The following is a 15686-nucleotide window of genomic DNA, read 5'->3' as shown; positions in this document are numbered from 1 at the left end:
CAGTCAATTCTTGCGCTTTTGAGGCCGAGTGCTAGTGTCAGCTTCTGACCGACAAAGCTTTGACATCCCGCCCTTTCGCACGCCCGGTATCGCCATGTTCCGATATGCCAAAGAACTGCTTTTAGTTGTCTTTTTTCTGTTGTATTCCGACTATTACCTGGAGCGGTTAAATACTATCGGGTGGAGTTTTAATGCACTTGTTTTTGGCGCGATGTTTTTGGCGCTAACTTTCGCGTTATATCTGACTGCCTATATAAGGCAGGCTCTCGTTCGACATGCATTCGCATTAACGCTGTTTGCGGCGGCGGTTTTTTTCGATGTCTATACCCGGGTCACTGCGGATTACCTGAGGTACAGCGATTTTGTCTCGCTGGTGTATTCCGGCGGCTTCATCCAGGAAGCGGCGTATCAGTACCGCGACGCAATTCTGCGCGCGGTGCTCAGCGGCTTGCTGCTGTTGTTCGGCATCGGGCTCAAGCCGCGTCATGCCCTGGTCGTACCGAACACGTTGCGGATCGCGGCACCCATCGTCGGTGTGTTGATGCTCAGCGCTCTGTTGTTTTTACGTGCGGGAGAGGGCGCCCGGGGCCTGCCGATCATGTACACGCCTTTGGCCTATTTGAATCTGTTTGCCTATGAAGCGCTGCACGACACTGTCGGCCCGCGTGAAGCGGTTACCCTCGCGCGCGCCGCGCCTGCCGTCGGCCACGACATCGTGCTGATCATCGACGAAAGCATTTCCGGCAATTACCTCGACATCAATGCGCCGTTCGGCGTGCACAGCAACCTCAAACAGGCGCCAGCCGGGGTCGATGTCTTCAACTTTGGCTATGCCGCGTCCATTGCCAATTGCAGTGCGGACACCAACGTTACCTTGCGCTACGGCGGCACCCGCGCCGATTACCGGCGCATCAACAGCACGCAGCCGTCGATCTGGCAGTACGCCAAACAGGCCGGGCTCGGCACGGTGTACATCGACGCCCAGCGCACCGCCGGCAACCTGCAGAACCTGATGACCGCCGCCGAGAAAAACGACATCGACAGTTTCGTGCAATTCGACCAGACCAGCGTGCGCGACCGCGATATGGCGGCGGCGGCGAAGCTGATTGAGCTGCTCAACGACAATCGCGCCGAGCTGATCGTGATCAACAAGGTCGGCGCGCATTTTCCGGTGCATGACAAATACCCGGACGCGTTCATGGCCTACCGTCCGACCTTGCCCCGCGGCCAGTTCACCGAAGTCGCCGACACTGGTGAACGCGCCGGTTTCAATGGCCAGCCGGATGACTGGCTGCTGTATCGAAACGCCTACAAGAACACGCTGTTGTGGAATGTCGGCGAGTTCTTCGCCCGGGTCTTTGCCCAGGCCAATCTGAGCAATGCGCTGCTGATCTACACCTCCGACCATGGCCAGGATCTGCATGAGCGCGGCAACCCGGGTTTGAATACCCATTGCGGTGGCGACCCGGTGGAGGAGGAGGGGCTGGTGCCGTTGGTGGTGATTCAGGGCCGTGGCTTGCAGACGCCGGACTGGGCAGCGAGTCTGCCGGCCAACAAGGACCGCTCCAGCCACTACAACATTTTCCCGACGCTGCTGCAGGTGATGGGTTACGACCTGGCGGGGATTGAAGCGCTATATGGCAAACCGCTGAGCGTTCCGACGGCGGATGAGTTCACTTTCAACTACCGCTTCAATGCGCGGTTGGGGGCCAAGCCTGAGTGGAAGCATATCGATCTGGGCAGCATCGTTACGCCTGAGCGGGCGCCGGCGAGTGTGGCTGCGGGGCAATGAGTTTCGGGTTGCTCGGGCGGGCCTCTTCGCGAGCAGGCTCGCTCCCACAGGGGATCGTATTCCAGGGTGGGAGCGAGCCTGCTCGCGAACGATGACGGGACAGGCTGCGACAGTCTCAACCCTTGTTGAACCGCGCCCGATACTCCCCAGGCGCGCACCCCAGCCAGCGCGCGAAAGCCCGATTGAAACCCTGCACATCGCTGTACCCCAACCGATCCGCCACCTCGACCAGTTCCAACGCGCCGGACTGCAACAGGTCCTCGGCCCGATAACGGCGGTACTCATCAAGCAGTTCGCTGAAGGTCCAGCCCAACGCCTTCAGCCGTCGTGCCGCCGTGCGCTCGAGCACATGCTGCGCGGCGCAGAATTGCGGCCAGTCCGCCGTCGCCAGATCCTCGATCAGGTAGTCGCTGAGCTGTTCCAGCAGGGTCGACTCGCTGTGACGGCGGGTCTGTTCCAGCACATCGATCAAGGTTGTTTCCAGCGCCGGATTACCCGGTGTCAACGGCATTGCGAACAGCTGAGGATCGAGATGAATCGCCGCCCATGGCTGCCCTGCGCTCACCGGGGCGCGGAACGCCGATTGATGTTCCTCGCGGCTGGCCGACGCCAGCGCCACACCCAGCACCGGATCACCGGTCACGCCGCTGGCCAGCAATTTGCGCCGCACCAGGCTGCACAGACTGACGAGGATGTAATCAGTCAGCGCCGCCGGAGCGCCAAGACTGCCGGACTCGAGCAGACGCAGGGTTACGCCGCGATTTTCACGCAGGATCTGCACACGGAAATGCCCGTTGAAAAACGCAAAGTACTCGGCGAAAAACTCACAGGCACGTTGCAGCGACACGGCGACGTCGAACAGATAGGTGAGGCCGTTGGTAGCCGTCGAGACGAAGCGTCTACCCGCCGCCAGCCCGATCGATGGATCTGCGCTCTGCTCCACCGCAAACCCCCAGAAGCGCCGCGACATCAGCAGCGGCATGCGCATGAAGGGCGTGCGCAGATCAGACAGGCTGCGGCGCAGTTGTGCTTCGATGGCGCCTTGGGTAATGCCGCGCGCGAGCAATTCCTCAATGGCCGGCAGCAGAGTCGGCGCGTAAAAGGCGTTGGCAGGTTGCTGATGGATTGTGCTCATGTTGCGCGCGCTTCTCCCGTTGCTCCCGTTGCTCCCGTTGCGCCGTTAGCCGCCAGCAAACGCTGATCGACGCCAAGGATCGCCTCGATCATCGCCCGCGCTGCCGGCGTCAGGGTATAACCGGCGCGGCTGACAATGCCGTAACCCAATTGCAGCGCTGCTTCGTCGTGCGGCACATCGACAAAATCGAGCAACTCGATCAGGCCGGCGTCGAGCTGTTCACGCAAGGCCTCCAGCGTCGCCAGCCCCACGGCATCGGAGCGCAGGACCACGCGCTGGATGGCGTCGAACTGCGCGCACTCGACGCTCGGCGTGAAGTCGGACTTACCGAGGATATCGGCGAGCACTTTGCGAATCATCGGAGGAATGCGTGTGCCGACGATCGGATAGTCGAGCAGGGCGCGCAAGCGCAGCTCTGCTTGGGCGACCAGCGGATGGCCGGCGCGACAGAAAAACCGTCCCGGCCGCTTGCGCAACAGGTGCACCTGATACTGCGGATCGCTGACGAAGTGCCGCGCATCGGCGACGAAAAACTCGATCTGCTGCTCGCGCAACCACAGCGACAATTGCTGCCAGTCGCCCTGATGAAAGCGCGTGCGAATTGCCGGGTGCGCCTGAATGAAATCGGCCAGCGCTTCGGGCACCAGCACTTGCGCCGGATACGGCCCGCAACCGAATTGCAGTTCGCCGCCGGTGAGGCCGTTGTACTGCGTCAATTCGTTGTGCAGGGCCTGACTGCCGGCCAGCAGGCGCCGTGCATGTTGCAGCACCAGTTCGCCTTGCCCGGTCAGGCGAAACTCACGACTGCTGCGCTCGACCAGTTCGCAGTCGAGATCACGTTCCAAAGTCTGGATGCTGCGGCTGAACGCCGGTTGGCTCAAATTGATCGCCTCGGCGGCGCGGCCGAAATTGCGATAGTCGGCGAGGGCGACCAGGTGGCGAAGCTGGCGAAGGTCCATCATGCGTCTCCTGCATTTTGCGGATACTTTTAATGCATTGGATCGATAGCACGTCCGCTGGCATAAGTACACGCCTGTTCTTCGATGGCACGCTTTCATGTCTCAGCCTCTGTTCGCCTCCAGCGCGTTTACCCGCACGATTCTCGCGCATGCCCGACAGTCTGGCGTGTGCCCGCAACGCTTGATGGCGCGGGTCGGAATCTGCGCGTCAGTGCTCGCCGGGCAACATCAATTGATCGCCGCACAAGCGGTTGAACGGTTGTGGCGTGAGTGTGAGTGGGCAGGGATGGCGCCGACGTTTGGCTGTGAACTGGCCGACGGGATGGCGACCGATTGCCTGCAAGGGCTGAATATTCTGCTCGACTCGGCGGCGACCTTGCGCGCCAGCCTGAAGTGCTTCATCGACTGCTTGCCTCGGGTGATCAACTACGTCGCGGTGGAGTTGGTCGAGGCGGGCGATTTCGCACATTTGCGCCTGCGTTCGCTGCAGGGACAGCTGCATCATTTCGCTCTGGATGCGGCGGCGATAACCCTGGTGCGCAATATTGCCCGTCGAATGGGCGCGGCGCCTGGAGATGTATTTGTGAATGTCAGCCTGCGCCCGGCGCAAATGGCCGGTGGCTGGCTGCGTGAAGCAGGCATCGCGGTGGAGCAGGGCGAGCATTTGTGCCTGACCCTGCCGCGCTCAATCCTCGATCAGGCCTTGCTGGGCACCAACTTGTTTTTGCACCAGAGCATGCTGCGCCACTGGCACGCTCAAACCTGCGTACCAGCGCGTCAGGATAATCTGACGATGGCGCGGCACTGGCTGACGGCGGGCGATCAACCGATCGAGCGGATCGCCGAACGGCTGGGTTATCGCCAGCCGAGTAACTTTATCCGCGCGTTTCGCAAACAGTTCGGGATTACGCCGAAGCAGTTCCGGTTGAATCCGGGGCAGGTTTGTTGAAAGCAGGATCGAGGTGATTGATCGTCATCAAGGGTGTCAGCAAGATTTACCCCCTCACCCCAGCCCTCTCCCCCAAGGGGGCGAGGGGGAAAGGGAGCCGATTTGCGTGTTATTCAAAATTGCATTCCACTCGTTATCCCACGTCGGCGTAGCTCGTACATGCAACTCGGTCAGTCCCCTCTACCTCCGGGAAGGGGGCTTATGACTCATGGGAGCCGATCTGCGTGTTATTCAAAATTGCATTCCACTCGGTATTCCAAGTCGGCATATTTTGCACATCCAACACGGTCGGTTCCCTCTCCCTCCGGGAGAGGGCTAGGGTGAGGGGCTTTTGACTTACGGCGTGACGATGTTGAACTGCGGTCCGAACGTATCCAGGCTGCCCATCAGCAGTCCGAATTTCTGACCATTGCCCTGCAATTTCACCAATCCCTTCTGCATCGCCGTCGGGAAGTCCAGTTGCTTGAGGCTGATCTTTTCCAGCGTATCGCGGCTGAGGCTGACACTGGCATCCGCCGCCGGATTCAGCCCGGCGCGGTGAGTCAGTACGCCATTGCGCAAGGTCAGCGTGAAATCCCTTTGTACATCGTCGAACGTCCAGTTCAGCGTCAGGTCATGGGCGACGGCTTTGTCGCTGTCCAGGCGTACCGCGAGGTAGTCGAAGAACATTTCCGGACTCATCGCCCGGACCATGTCCACCGACACAGAGTTGGCTGATTGCGGCGGCACGCCGTTGCGCAGTTCCATCGCTGCGGTCAGGTACATGTTGCGCCAGGTGGCGTTCTCGCTTTGATAACCCAACTGCTCCAGCGTCTCGGCCTGAGCCTTGCGCGCGTCGGCGTTGTCCGGATCGGCGAACAGCAACTGGTTGCCCAACTGCGCGGCCCAGCGGTAATCCGCGCTGGCCATCGCGCTGCGCATTTTCTCCAGCACCGACGCGGCACCGCCCATGGCCTCGACCGAGCGTTTGGCTGCCTCCACCGGTGGCAATGGATTGAGGTTGGCCGGGTTGCCGTCGTAAAAACCCATGTAGCGCTGATACACCGCGCGGGTGTTGAAACTCAGCGAACCGTAATAGCCGCGGGTGTACCACTTCTGATCGAGCGAGCCGGGCAGCTTCTTGATCGCATCAGCGATTTCCAATGGTGTCAGGCCCTGGTTGAGCAAATGCAGGGTGCGGTCGTTGATGAAGGCGTACATGTCACGCTGATCGGCAAGCAGAGTACGAATGCGCTCACCGCCCCAGGTCGGCCAGTTGTGCTGAGCGAACAGCACGTCGGCCTTGTCGCCGTAGCGCGCCAGACTGTCGTCGAGGTATTGCGACCAGGCCTTGGCATCGCGCACCTGCGCACCGCGCGGGGTGAGGATGTTGTGCATCATCTGCGTGGCGTTTTCGGCCATGCACAAGGCTTTCAACTGGGGCAGATAGAGGTTCATTTCCGCCGGCGCTTCGGTGCCCGGGGTCAGCTGGAATTCCACTTGCAGGCCAGCGATGGTGCGGGTTTCCAGCGGTTCGGCGATCAGATCGGTGGGCGCGATCAGCGTGACTGTGCCGCCGCTGGGCGCGCTCTTGCCGAGGCCGGCATCGACCTGGCCTTTTTCACTGCGCGGCAACAGGCTACCGAACTGGTACTGCGCGCGGCGGCTCATGGCGTTGCCGGCCACGACGTTTTCGCTCATCACATGTTCCATGAAGCCGACGGGTGCGTAGACCTTGACCTTGCCAGCCTTGACGTCAGCCTCGTCGATCACCCCGCGCACGCCGCCGAAATGATCGACATGGGTGTGGCTGTAGATCACCGCGACTACCGGTTTGCGCGGGCGATTGGCGTAGTACAGATCCAGCGCAGCCTTGGCGGTTTCGGCCATGGTCAGCGGATCGATGATGATCAGCCCGTCGTCACCTTCGATGATGGTCATGTTGGCCAGATCGAGGCCGCGCACCTGATACAGCTTGGGGCTGACCTCGAACAGACCGGCGTGGGCATTGAGCTGGGCCAGCCGCCACAGGCTCGGATTGACCGATTCCGGCGACTTGTCTTTGGCGAGGAAGTCATAGGCGTTGACGTTCCAGATGACTTTGCCGGCGGCATCCTTGATCTGGCCCTTGAACGGTGCGATCAAGCCTTTGCTGACAGATTCGAAATCGGTGCGGTCGCTGAAAGGCAGGGTGTTCAGGACAGCAGCGTTGCTCGCGGCGGTTTGCGCGCTGGGCGCAATCGGGCCATCGGCAGCGAGCAGCGACTGACTCAGGCAAGCGGTGATCAGGCAGGTCAGCAGCCCGCGCGGGCTCAGGATGAAACGAGGCATGGGTGTCTCCGGTTTTTATCGTTATGGGCCGAACAGCCAGCAGCGTAGGGCGCAGCACTGGGTTGGCGATGATCATCAGCGGACAAAAACCATTCAGGGCCGCTATCCTAGGCCCAGGTTCACTGATCGGGTTTGCCCATGCTTGAGGTTCGCGACGTTTTCAAAAGCTATGCCACGCCACAGGGATTGTTGCCGGTGCTGCAAGGCGTCGACCTGACGCTTGAGGCCGGTGGCAGCCTGGCGCTGATGGGCGAATCGGGCAGTGGCAAAAGCACCCTGCTGCATCTGGTGGCGGGGCTGGACAAGGTCGACAGCGGCAGTATTCGCAGCGGCGAACATCGTCTGGAAGCCATGAGCGAAGCGCAATTGGCCAACTGGCGACGCACAGAAATCGGTCTGGTGTTTCAGCAGTTCAACCTGATCGGCAGTCTGCGCGTGGAAGACAACCTGGCCTTTCAGGCGCGCCTCGCCGGGCGCCATGAGCCGCGCTGGCAGGCGCATCTGGTGCAGCGTCTGGGTCTGGGCGATTTGCTTTCGCGGTATCCCGAGCAACTTTCCGGCGGCCAGCAGCAACGGGTAGCGCTCGGCCGAGCATTGGCTTCGCAGCCGAAATTGCTCTTGGCCGATGAACCCACCGGCAGCCTTGATGAAGCGACCAGTGATGAAGTCCTGCGACTGTTGCTCGAATTGCTCGATGACACACCGACGACCCTGTTGATGGTCACCCACAGCCAGCGCGTTGCGGCGCGATTGGCCCAGCGCGTGGTGTTGTCCAACGGGCGGGTCGCCTGATGATCTGGCGGCAGACCCTGCGCGCGCTGCTCAGCCACTGGCGGCGCCATCCCGTGCAGTTTTTCAGTGTGCTGACCGGGCTGTGGCTGGCGACCAGTCTGCTCACCGGCGTCGAGGCGCTGAACAGTCAGGCACGCGACAGCTATGCGCGGGCCAGCCAGATGATCGGCGGCGAACCGCAAGCCAGCCTGAGGACGCCGAACGGTGCATTGTTTCCCCAGCGCTGGTTTATCGAATTGCGCCGTCAGGGCTGGCCGGTGTCGCCAGTGTTGCAAGGCCGGCTGACGCTCAAGGGCCACGAAGATCAACGCATTCAAGTGATGGGCATCGAACCGGTGTCGTTGCCGGGGGATTCCGCAGTGGCCGGGCAGGCGATGCCGATCGAGCGGATCGTCGAATTTTTCAGCCCGCCGGGCAGCACCTGGATTTCGCCGGACACCCTGCAAATGCTCGGCTTGCACGAATGTGACACACCGCAAACCGTTGCAGGCCAGACCCTGCCGCCGCTGCTCGCGCAGAAAGACATGGCGCCGGGGTTGTTGCTGGTCGACATCGGCGTAGCGCAAAGCCTGCTCGAACAACCCGAGCAACTGTCGCGGTTGTTGCTGCCCAAGGACTTTCATCAGGATTTACCGGCCAGTTTCAACGATCGTTTGCAGCTCAACAGCAGCGGTGAAGAAAACAATCTGGCGCGGCTGACCGAGAGCTTTCATCTCAATCTCGATGCCCTTGGATTTCTATCGTTTCTGGTCGGTTTGTTCATCGTCCACGCCGCGATCGGCCTTGCTCTGGAACAGCGCCGAGGCTTGCTGCGCACATTGCGCGCCTGTGGCGTCAGCGCGCGAATGCTGATCGCGTGTCTGGTGGTGGAACTGGGTGTGCTGGCGCTGATCGGCGGATTGTTCGGGGTGATCAGCGGCTATTGGCTGGCCAGCGTGCTGCTGCCGGACGTCGCCGCCAGCCTGCGCGGGTTGTATGGCGCGGAAGTGGCGGGGCAGTTGCGCCTGAGTCCCTGGTGGTGGTTCAGCGGCATCGGTCTGAGCCTGCTCGGCGCCTTGCTGGCCGGGGCCAACAGCCTGCTGCGGGCGGCGCGTCTGCCGTTGCTGGCGGTGGCTGATCCGCAGGCCTGGCATCAGCAATATTCGCGCTGGTTGCGTCGGCAGGGTTGGCTGGCGGCGGCGCTGCTGACGATTGCGCTGGGGGCGCTGATCTGGGGCGACAGCCTGAGCAGCGGCTTCGTGCTCATGGCCGGGCTGCTGCTGGGTGCCGCGCTGGCCTTGCCGGTGTTGCTCAGCGCTTTGCTGAACCCGTTGCTCGGGCGTAGCCGTTCGGTGCTCGGCCAATGGTTTCTCGCCGACTGCCGCCAGCAACTGCCAGCCTTGAGTCTGGCGCTGATGGCGCTGCTGCTGGCGCTCGCGGCCAACATCGGTGCCGGCAGCATGACCGCCGGTTTTCGCCAGACCTTCAACGACTGGCTCGAACAACGCCTGAGCGCCGAGTTGTACATCAACCCGGCCAACCCGGCGCAGGCCCGCGAGATGCACAGTTGGCTCAAGCAGCAGCCCAACGTCCGCGCAGTGCTGCCCAACTGGCAAGTCTCGGTGACGCTGCAAGGCTGGCCGGCCGATGTCTACGGCATCATCGATCACCCGCACTATCGCCAGCACTGGCCGTTGCTCGACAGCAGCGGCAGCGATCCGTGGAGCAAGCTGGCCACGGATGATGCGGTGATGCTCAGCGAACAACTGGCGCGACGGCTGAAACTGAAAGCAGGCGAGCATTTGCGCATCCCGACGCCGAACGGCACGTGGTCGCCGCGTATCGTCGGCATCTATGCTGACTATGGCAATCCGAAAGGGCACGTGCTGATCAGCAGTGATCACCTGTTACGCGGCTGGCCACAACTGACGCCGAACCGCTTCAATCTGCGCATCGATCCAGCGCAGATTCCGGCGCTGCTCAACGCCTTGCAGGCGCACTTTGAACTGGACGATAGCCGCATCGTCGATCAGGCGCGGCTCAAGGGCTGGTCGGTGCAAGTCTTTGAACGCACCTTTGCCGCGACGGCGGCATTGAACAGCCTGACCCTGGCCGTGGCTGGCGTGGCGCTGTTCATCAGCCTGCTGACCCAGAGCCAGAGTCGGCTCAGCCAACTCGCACCGCTGTGGGCGCTGGGCGTGACGCGCAGACAATTGATGCTGCTCAATCTCGGCCAGACCTGGCTGCTCGCCGTACTGACGTTGCTGTTGGCACTGCCGCTGGGCATCGCGCTGGCGTGGTGCCTGGATGCGGTGATCAACGTGCAGGCGTTCGGCTGGCGACTGCCATTGCGGGTGTTCCCGTTGCAGTTATTGCAGCTGATGGGCCTGGCTTTGCTCGCGACTTTATTGGCCTCGGCATGGCCGCTTTATTCGCTGTACCGCACGCAACCGGCGGATTTGCTGAGGACGTTTGCCCATGAGGATTAACGGCGTCGTGCTGATGCTGGTCCTGCTGCTTGGTGGCTGCGACCAGCCCGCACCCGAAGAGAAGGGTTTTGCCGGCATGGGCGATCAGGCGCAATCCTTCACCCCGGTTGAGCCCGGTCGAGTGTTCAGTTTCCCTGCCGATCACGGCGCGCATGATGGTTTTCGCATCGAGTGGTGGTACGTCACCGCCAATCTCAAGGACCAGCAGGGCAACGATTTTGGTGTGCAATGGACGCTGTTTCGCAGCGCCCTGAAACCGCGCGCCGAGCAGGCCGGGTGGGGCAATCAGACGATCTGGCTTGGCCATGCAGCGGTCACTTCGCGCACGGTGCATCACGCCGCCGAGCGCTACGCCCGGGGCGGAGTAGGCCAGGCGGGCGTGCGCCTGGCGCCGTTCGAGGCGTGGATCGATGACTGGATGTTTGCCAGCCAGGCGCAGGATCCGCTGAGCGATATGCAGCTCAGCGCCCGCGATAAAAATTTCGCGTATCAACTGCGCCTCACCTCCAGCCGCCCGCTGGTGTTGCAGGGCGACAACGGCTTCAGCCAGAAATCCGAAGAAGGCCAGGCCTCGTATTACTACAGCCAGCCGTTTTTTCAGGCCAGCGGCACGCTGCAGATCGACGGCCAGACTTACACCGTCAGTGGCCCGGCATGGCTTGATCGCGAGTGGAGCAGTCAACCGCTGACTGCCAACCAGACTGGCTGGGACTGGTTCTCCCTGCACCTGGACAGCGGCGAACACGTGATGCTTTATCGCATGCGGCAGAAGGACGGCGCGCCTTATCTGACCGGCACTTGGATCGCTGCCGACGGGCAGATTCAGACGTTGCGCAGCGAGCAGATCAGCCTTGTTCCGCAGGACACGGCCAAGGTCGCCGATCGGCCGATGCCGGTTAAATGGTCGATCCGTATTCCCGACAAGAAGCTCGACATCAGCGTCGACGCGATCAACCGCAACGCCTGGATGGATTTGCGTATTCCCTATTGGGAAGGTCCGGTGAAGATCAATGGCAGCCATCCTGGCCAGGGCTATCTGGAAATGACCGGGTATTAACGGCGGCACCGCTTTCTTCCCTGTGGGAGCGAGCCTGCTCGCGAAGGCTTTTTGTCGAGCGATGATTTGTTCTGGTTAACCGAGTACATATCCGTTGCTGCGGTAACGGCTGCTTAGGGTTCCGCCCTTACGGCGGGTCACCTTTTTCAAACGCCAAAAAGGTAACCCAAAAGGCTTGCTCCTGCGTTCGGCCCCTCGCAAGCTCGGGGTTCCTTCGCTGCGGGATTGATCCGGGCGCAGCGCCTCCGGTTTGCTTCGCTGCACCTCCTCTCGCTGTGTTTGGCTTCGCCAAACGGTTGCTGCGCTCCCACGCCCGGATCAATCCCTCCACTCAGCCTTCCGACGTCGCCCGTGGATCAAGATCAAAAGCACTCGAGCTAACGCTCATTGTTGAGTGGGGCGGCTTCGCCGCGGGCAGCTGCGCTGCTTTGCTTTTCTGTGGGAGCGAGCCTGCTCGCGAAAGCGGTTCTCCAAATGACCAATTCTCCGGCTTTACCTCATCCCTGTGGGAGCTGGCTTGCCAGCGATGGCGTCCGTGCCTTCACCGCTGAGCGAACTGACTGGAACTCTCACCGGCGCCCACCGCTCTACCCAGAAACCCGCCATTTTCGGACTTACCCATGAGCGACGACGTGCAACTCCCGGACCTCAACACCTGGCAGCGCCTGTTCGACGATCAGACCCTTTGGCAGCAATCGCCCGACGCTCACTATTTCGATTTGCAGCGCATCGCCGACGACCTGCTCGGCCAAGGGGCGATCGATCTTGAGCAGTGGCAGTTGCTACGCGCAAAGGCCGACGATTTGCACAGGCAAACGCCTGAAGTCAACGTCGCCCGCGAACTTGACGATCCCGAAGCCTGAGGACTACCGCCGTGAATACAACCGTCAATCAGAACGACAACCCCGACGAACCGCGCCCGGCCGGCGAAACCGAGCGCGACAACGATGCCCTGCGCCCAACCGATCCCAAGCAGCGAGAGAACAGTGGCAAAGGCACCGCAAGCGGCGAATCCACCGCCCAGGAGACCGCCAAGCCACATACCCGCGGACCACAAACCCAAGTCAAGCCCTGAACAGCGTCTATGCTCACTGGTACGCCCGCCGCTGAAGTTGCTTCGGCGGCGGGCGTCGCCATTTCATCACAGGGAAAGTAATGCATATGAAGCTCGACGCACTGGCCAAGGCCATCACCCTCGCAACGCTGCTTTCTGTCACCAGTTTCGGCGCTTTGGCTGCCGATATCCCATTGTCCGCCACCGTTGAGGCCGATTCCGTAACCACCAAAGTGCTCGCCGTCGACCCGGCCAATCACCAAGTGGTGCTGGAAGGCCCCGAGGGGCGTCAGGTCCATGTCCAGCTCAGCGACAAAGCGAAAAACCTGGCCAATCTCAAGGTGGGCGACCTGGTGACGATCGAGGTGCAGCGCTCTGTCGCCGCTTATCTCGACACCAATGTGGATAAAGGTCTGCCAGGCACCGCCGAGCGCACCGGCGAACTGCGCAAGGCGCCGGGCAGCGACAACCCGGGCGGTGAGGCCTATCGTCAGGTTCAGGTGCAGCTGAAAATCACCGAAATTGACTTGAAGACCAACCAGGTCACTCTCGAAAACCCGTCCGGACAATCGAAGACGCTCGATGTGAAGAGGCCGGAGATTCAAGCCAAGTTGAAAGATCTGAAAGTAGGGCAAAGCGTTATTGTCACTTACACCGATATCCTGAAAGTGACCAGTCAGCACGATAGTTGAGTATTAGCTCTACAACTTTATTGCTCTTGTACAACTTTATGTATGAGAGCAATCATGTAAAAGTTTCTGTCGGACAATTCTGGGGAAATATCGGAAATGACGGCTTTTAACTTTTCAGTACAAAAATTTCATGTTTGCGCATGACGACTTATTCATGGGATTGAATTAAAATCCTCGGCGTTCGCCCAGTGTCAGGGCTCTTTACCGGTGCATGGATTGCCAGGCCATAACACTGGGCGAACTCCACCACCGCGACAGATGTATACAAAATCAAAATACAAAAAAGGGCGACTTTGAAGTCGCCCTTTTTTATTGTTTTCGATCATGTCGAAGCTGGCATCCCGGCTTTGCCGCGCTGCCCCTGCAAGCGCTTGAGAGTCTGCTGATACATCCTCGTACGGCGGTGACCCTTGCCATACGTGCCTGCCGCCGCAACGGTGCCGGCCTGAATGTGATCCAGATAGCGGAAAATCGTCCGCGGTGAGAGAAATCTGACGCCGTAGCCTAGTTCGACCATTCGATCCTGCAACGTGTAACCCGGCACCTCCTCGTCCATGCAGAAGTGCAAACCTTGCGACTTGATCAAACGCGCATTCCACAGTGTGCAGAAACTTTTCAGATGCGTTTCTTTATACGGACGTGGCGGTTTCGAACGCAGGCCGAAATGAACTTTGAGACGGCGAACATGGTGTTTGCAGAAGCGCGAAGTTAACCGCCAGGTATCTCTCAGCAACCCACGATCAAGTTGCTCAACACAACCCACCGCCGCCATGTCCGAACTTTCCGTGCATTCGCGCATCATCATCGCGAAGACTTCCATGTCGTAGACAAACGTGTCGGTGTGCAGCAGAAACAAGTAATCGGTCTCAACTTTCGCCAAGGCCAGATCAAGCGCTTTGCCATGGGCGATGTGCCCCATCTCCTTGCCCGGCGACGGCCGCTCGATCAAATTGATCCAGTCCAGCGAGCGCAAGTAATCCAGGCTGGCATCCGCCGAATCGTTGTCCACCACCCACACCGGAATGCCCTGCGCCTGAACATGCTCACGCAACAGCTCCAGACACATGCGGGTGATGTCCGGGGTTTTGTAATTGACCAGAACGAGGCTGAAGTTGGATTGCGGCTGGGCGGGTAGATCAAAGGCTTTCATGTCGGAGGGACTCATCCACGGCTTAAACGACGGGGTTCATGGGCCGGGATGCTAGCGGGGGAAGCTTAGGTGAAGCTTAATTTGGCAGGGTAGGGCCTGGAGAAGTGTAAGGACGTAAAACGGTTGGAATGCGTACCGGAGGTCTCCATGCGTTCATCAGGTTGCGAAGTAAATTTCATCCAATTGGCGCTTGCGGATCGCCAGGTATTCCTCCCACAAATTGGGAAAATCCTCATCTCTGGTTAGCGGAAAGGTTAGATAGATGTGTTTGCCGGCAACACTGATGTACTGGCGCACGCGTTTGAAGGCGGGCTGCTCGTACAGCGCAAGGGTTTCGTCGTAAGCGTCGTGATGGTGGCGAATTGTTACTCGGTGAGGGGCAATCATCCCTCGCGCAAAATCGATCACCCAGTCGCCGTCTACGGCCGTACGCAAATAGCCGTAAACACCATCGACCGAGAGCAGGATGCAGGTGTTGGCTTGGTGGCCGTCCTCGTCGTTCGCTAGAACAATCTGGTCTGCGAAGTATTTGATCGTCTGGTTATCCGGACCCTGTAGAAGCAAGCTCCAGCCCTCGACGCCCATGCGAAACTCACCGATGTTTTGAAAGGTTGCGGTCCATCGATTGGCAAGCGTTATCTGACGGGTATTCATTTGGTCTTCAGTCTCAAATTCCCTGGTTTAATTTTCTGCTGGCGATGCGACCGAGTTAGTGAGTTTCGCTGAAGTGCAGCGCTGCGAGATTACCGTAGACAGGGTACTTTGCCGACCACTTGATCTTGCCGGTGTAGCAGATGAGTCCTTGAGGGAAACCGAGGTGCTTGAGTGGGTAGTAGACGAGACGTCGCCGTCGAACAATGCCAAGGGGCGCTGCCCGGTTCGTAGATGTAGAGTTCAGCTGTTTTTGTCAGGGTTCCTTCCGAAGGAGAATAATTTTTCGTATGCAGAAATAACGCTTTTCCAATTCGCGTAAAGTCTTTCTTCTGATCCTGCCTCGCCTTCGGGTAAAGGCATATATCTGACAATCGATGAGACCTCTTCTGGATAATCGAGATCAGCATATAGCTCTTCAACTTTTTCGAGAGGATCCAGAAAAGAATCCTTGTTTTCATAAAGATGTGAAAGTAACAGGTATACCCAAGGCTTTGAAGTGGTGTCATTTTTTGTTGTTGGTTCATTACTCGCTAAAGATTTTATAAGGTCCTGTGCTAGATATAGCTCCTGCGGATCTAGTGAAGAAAGTTCATACGCTTTTTTTGGTGATGACGTTGTTAGCGTATTACAGGCGAAACAGATGGAGCTGTCTTGCAACGCAGTAGTGTCGCTAG

15 protein-coding genes are annotated in these 15686 nt (G+C 59.8%); 8 read left to right on the top strand and 7 right to left on the bottom strand.

What is annotated here, in order from left to right; genetic code table 11:
- The first annotated feature begins 94 nt into the window (after positions 1-94).
- Positions 95-1792: a sulfatase-like hydrolase/transferase gene (locus GXB78_RS05240; RefSeq protein ID WP_329514606.1), complete on the top strand. Its 1698-nt coding sequence runs from the start codon at positions 95-97 to the stop codon at positions 1790-1792.
- Positions 1793-1907: 115 nt separating this feature from the next.
- Here the strand turns inward: GXB78_RS05240 and GXB78_RS05235 are convergent, their stop codons facing one another.
- Both GXB78_RS05235 and GXB78_RS05230 read right to left on the bottom strand, forming a co-directional pair.
- Positions 1908-2927, bottom strand: a complete 1020-nt coding sequence (locus GXB78_RS05235) for an AraC family transcriptional regulator (RefSeq protein ID WP_329514605.1) — start codon at positions 2925-2927, stop codon at positions 1908-1910.
- The gene (locus tag GXB78_RS05230; RefSeq protein ID WP_329514604.1) at positions 2924-3886 is read right to left on the bottom strand and encodes a LysR family transcriptional regulator; all 963 of its coding nucleotides are present in this window, start codon (positions 3884-3886) and stop codon (positions 2924-2926) included. The genes GXB78_RS05235 and GXB78_RS05230 overlap by 4 nt, the downstream gene beginning before the upstream one ends.
- 97 nt (positions 3887-3983) lie before the next feature.
- Here GXB78_RS05230 and GXB78_RS05225 point away from each other — a divergent pair, with 97 nt between their 5' ends.
- The gene (locus GXB78_RS05225; protein ID WP_329514603.1) at positions 3984-4835 is read left to right on the top strand and encodes a helix-turn-helix domain-containing protein; all 852 of its coding nucleotides are present in this window, start codon (positions 3984-3986) and stop codon (positions 4833-4835) included.
- A gap of 336 nt (positions 4836-5171) precedes the next feature.
- Here GXB78_RS05225 and GXB78_RS05220 read toward each other — a convergent pair whose 3' ends face one another.
- Positions 5172-7145 (bottom strand): alkyl/aryl-sulfatase, encoded by a 1974-nt coding sequence (locus GXB78_RS05220; protein ID WP_329514602.1) that lies wholly within the window; start codon positions 7143-7145, stop codon positions 5172-5174.
- A 138-nt stretch (positions 7146-7283) separates the two neighbouring features.
- Between GXB78_RS05220 and GXB78_RS05215 the strand changes: the two genes are divergently transcribed.
- The 6 genes from GXB78_RS05215 (at position 7284) to GXB78_RS05190 (ending at position 13208) form a co-directional block, all read left to right on the top strand.
- Positions 7284-7937: an ABC transporter ATP-binding protein gene (locus GXB78_RS05215; protein ID WP_016774109.1), complete on the top strand. Its 654-nt coding sequence runs from the start codon at positions 7284-7286 to the stop codon at positions 7935-7937.
- Positions 7937-10405, top strand: coding sequence for an FtsX-like permease family protein (locus GXB78_RS05210; RefSeq protein WP_408005108.1), 2469 nt, complete (start codon positions 7937-7939; stop codon positions 10403-10405). The genes GXB78_RS05215 and GXB78_RS05210 overlap by 1 nt, the downstream gene beginning before the upstream one ends.
- Positions 10395-11462, top strand: a complete 1068-nt coding sequence (locus tag GXB78_RS05205) for a lipocalin-like domain-containing protein (RefSeq protein WP_329514601.1) — start codon at positions 10395-10397, stop codon at positions 11460-11462. The genes GXB78_RS05210 and GXB78_RS05205 overlap by 11 nt, the downstream gene beginning before the upstream one ends.
- 620 nt (positions 11463-12082) lie before the next feature.
- Positions 12083-12325, top strand: coding sequence for a hypothetical protein (locus GXB78_RS05200; RefSeq protein ID WP_329514600.1), 243 nt, complete (start codon positions 12083-12085; stop codon positions 12323-12325).
- Positions 12326-12336: 11 nt separating this feature from the next.
- The gene (locus tag GXB78_RS05195) at positions 12337-12537 is read left to right on the top strand and encodes a hypothetical protein (RefSeq protein ID WP_329514599.1); all 201 of its coding nucleotides are present in this window, start codon (positions 12337-12339) and stop codon (positions 12535-12537) included.
- Between the two features lie 86 nt (positions 12538-12623).
- A complete protein-coding gene (locus tag GXB78_RS05190) occupies positions 12624-13208 on the top strand; it encodes a hypothetical protein (RefSeq protein ID WP_329514598.1) in 585 nt (194 codons plus the stop codon).
- 322 nt (positions 13209-13530) lie between these two features.
- On the opposite strand, the gene GXB78_RS05185 is transcribed toward GXB78_RS05190, so the two are convergent.
- The 4 genes from GXB78_RS05185 to GXB78_RS05170 all read right to left on the bottom strand — a co-directional run bounded on the left by GXB78_RS05185 (position 13531) and on the right by GXB78_RS05170 (position 15669).
- Complete coding sequence (locus GXB78_RS05185; protein WP_329514597.1) at positions 13531-14358, bottom strand: glycosyltransferase family 2 protein; 828 nt, start codon at positions 14356-14358, stop codon at positions 13531-13533.
- 156 nt (positions 14359-14514) lie between these two features.
- Positions 14515-15012 (bottom strand): hypothetical protein, encoded by a 498-nt coding sequence (locus GXB78_RS05180; RefSeq protein WP_329514596.1) that lies wholly within the window; start codon positions 15010-15012, stop codon positions 14515-14517.
- 55 nt (positions 15013-15067) lie between these two features.
- Complete coding sequence (locus tag GXB78_RS05175; RefSeq protein WP_329514938.1) at positions 15068-15154, bottom strand: hypothetical protein; 87 nt, start codon at positions 15152-15154, stop codon at positions 15068-15070.
- A 98-nt stretch (positions 15155-15252) separates the two neighbouring features.
- Complete coding sequence (locus GXB78_RS05170; RefSeq protein ID WP_329514595.1) at positions 15253-15669, bottom strand: DUF2247 family protein; 417 nt, start codon at positions 15667-15669, stop codon at positions 15253-15255.
- Positions 15670-15686 lie beyond the last annotated feature (17 nt).

The sequence above is a fragment of the Pseudomonas moraviensis subsp. stanleyae genome (assembly GCF_036283065.1).
Taxonomy (GTDB): domain Bacteria; phylum Pseudomonadota; class Gammaproteobacteria; order Pseudomonadales; family Pseudomonadaceae; genus Aquipseudomonas; species Aquipseudomonas stanleyae.
This window is presented reverse-complemented; position numbering and strand designations above follow the sequence as displayed.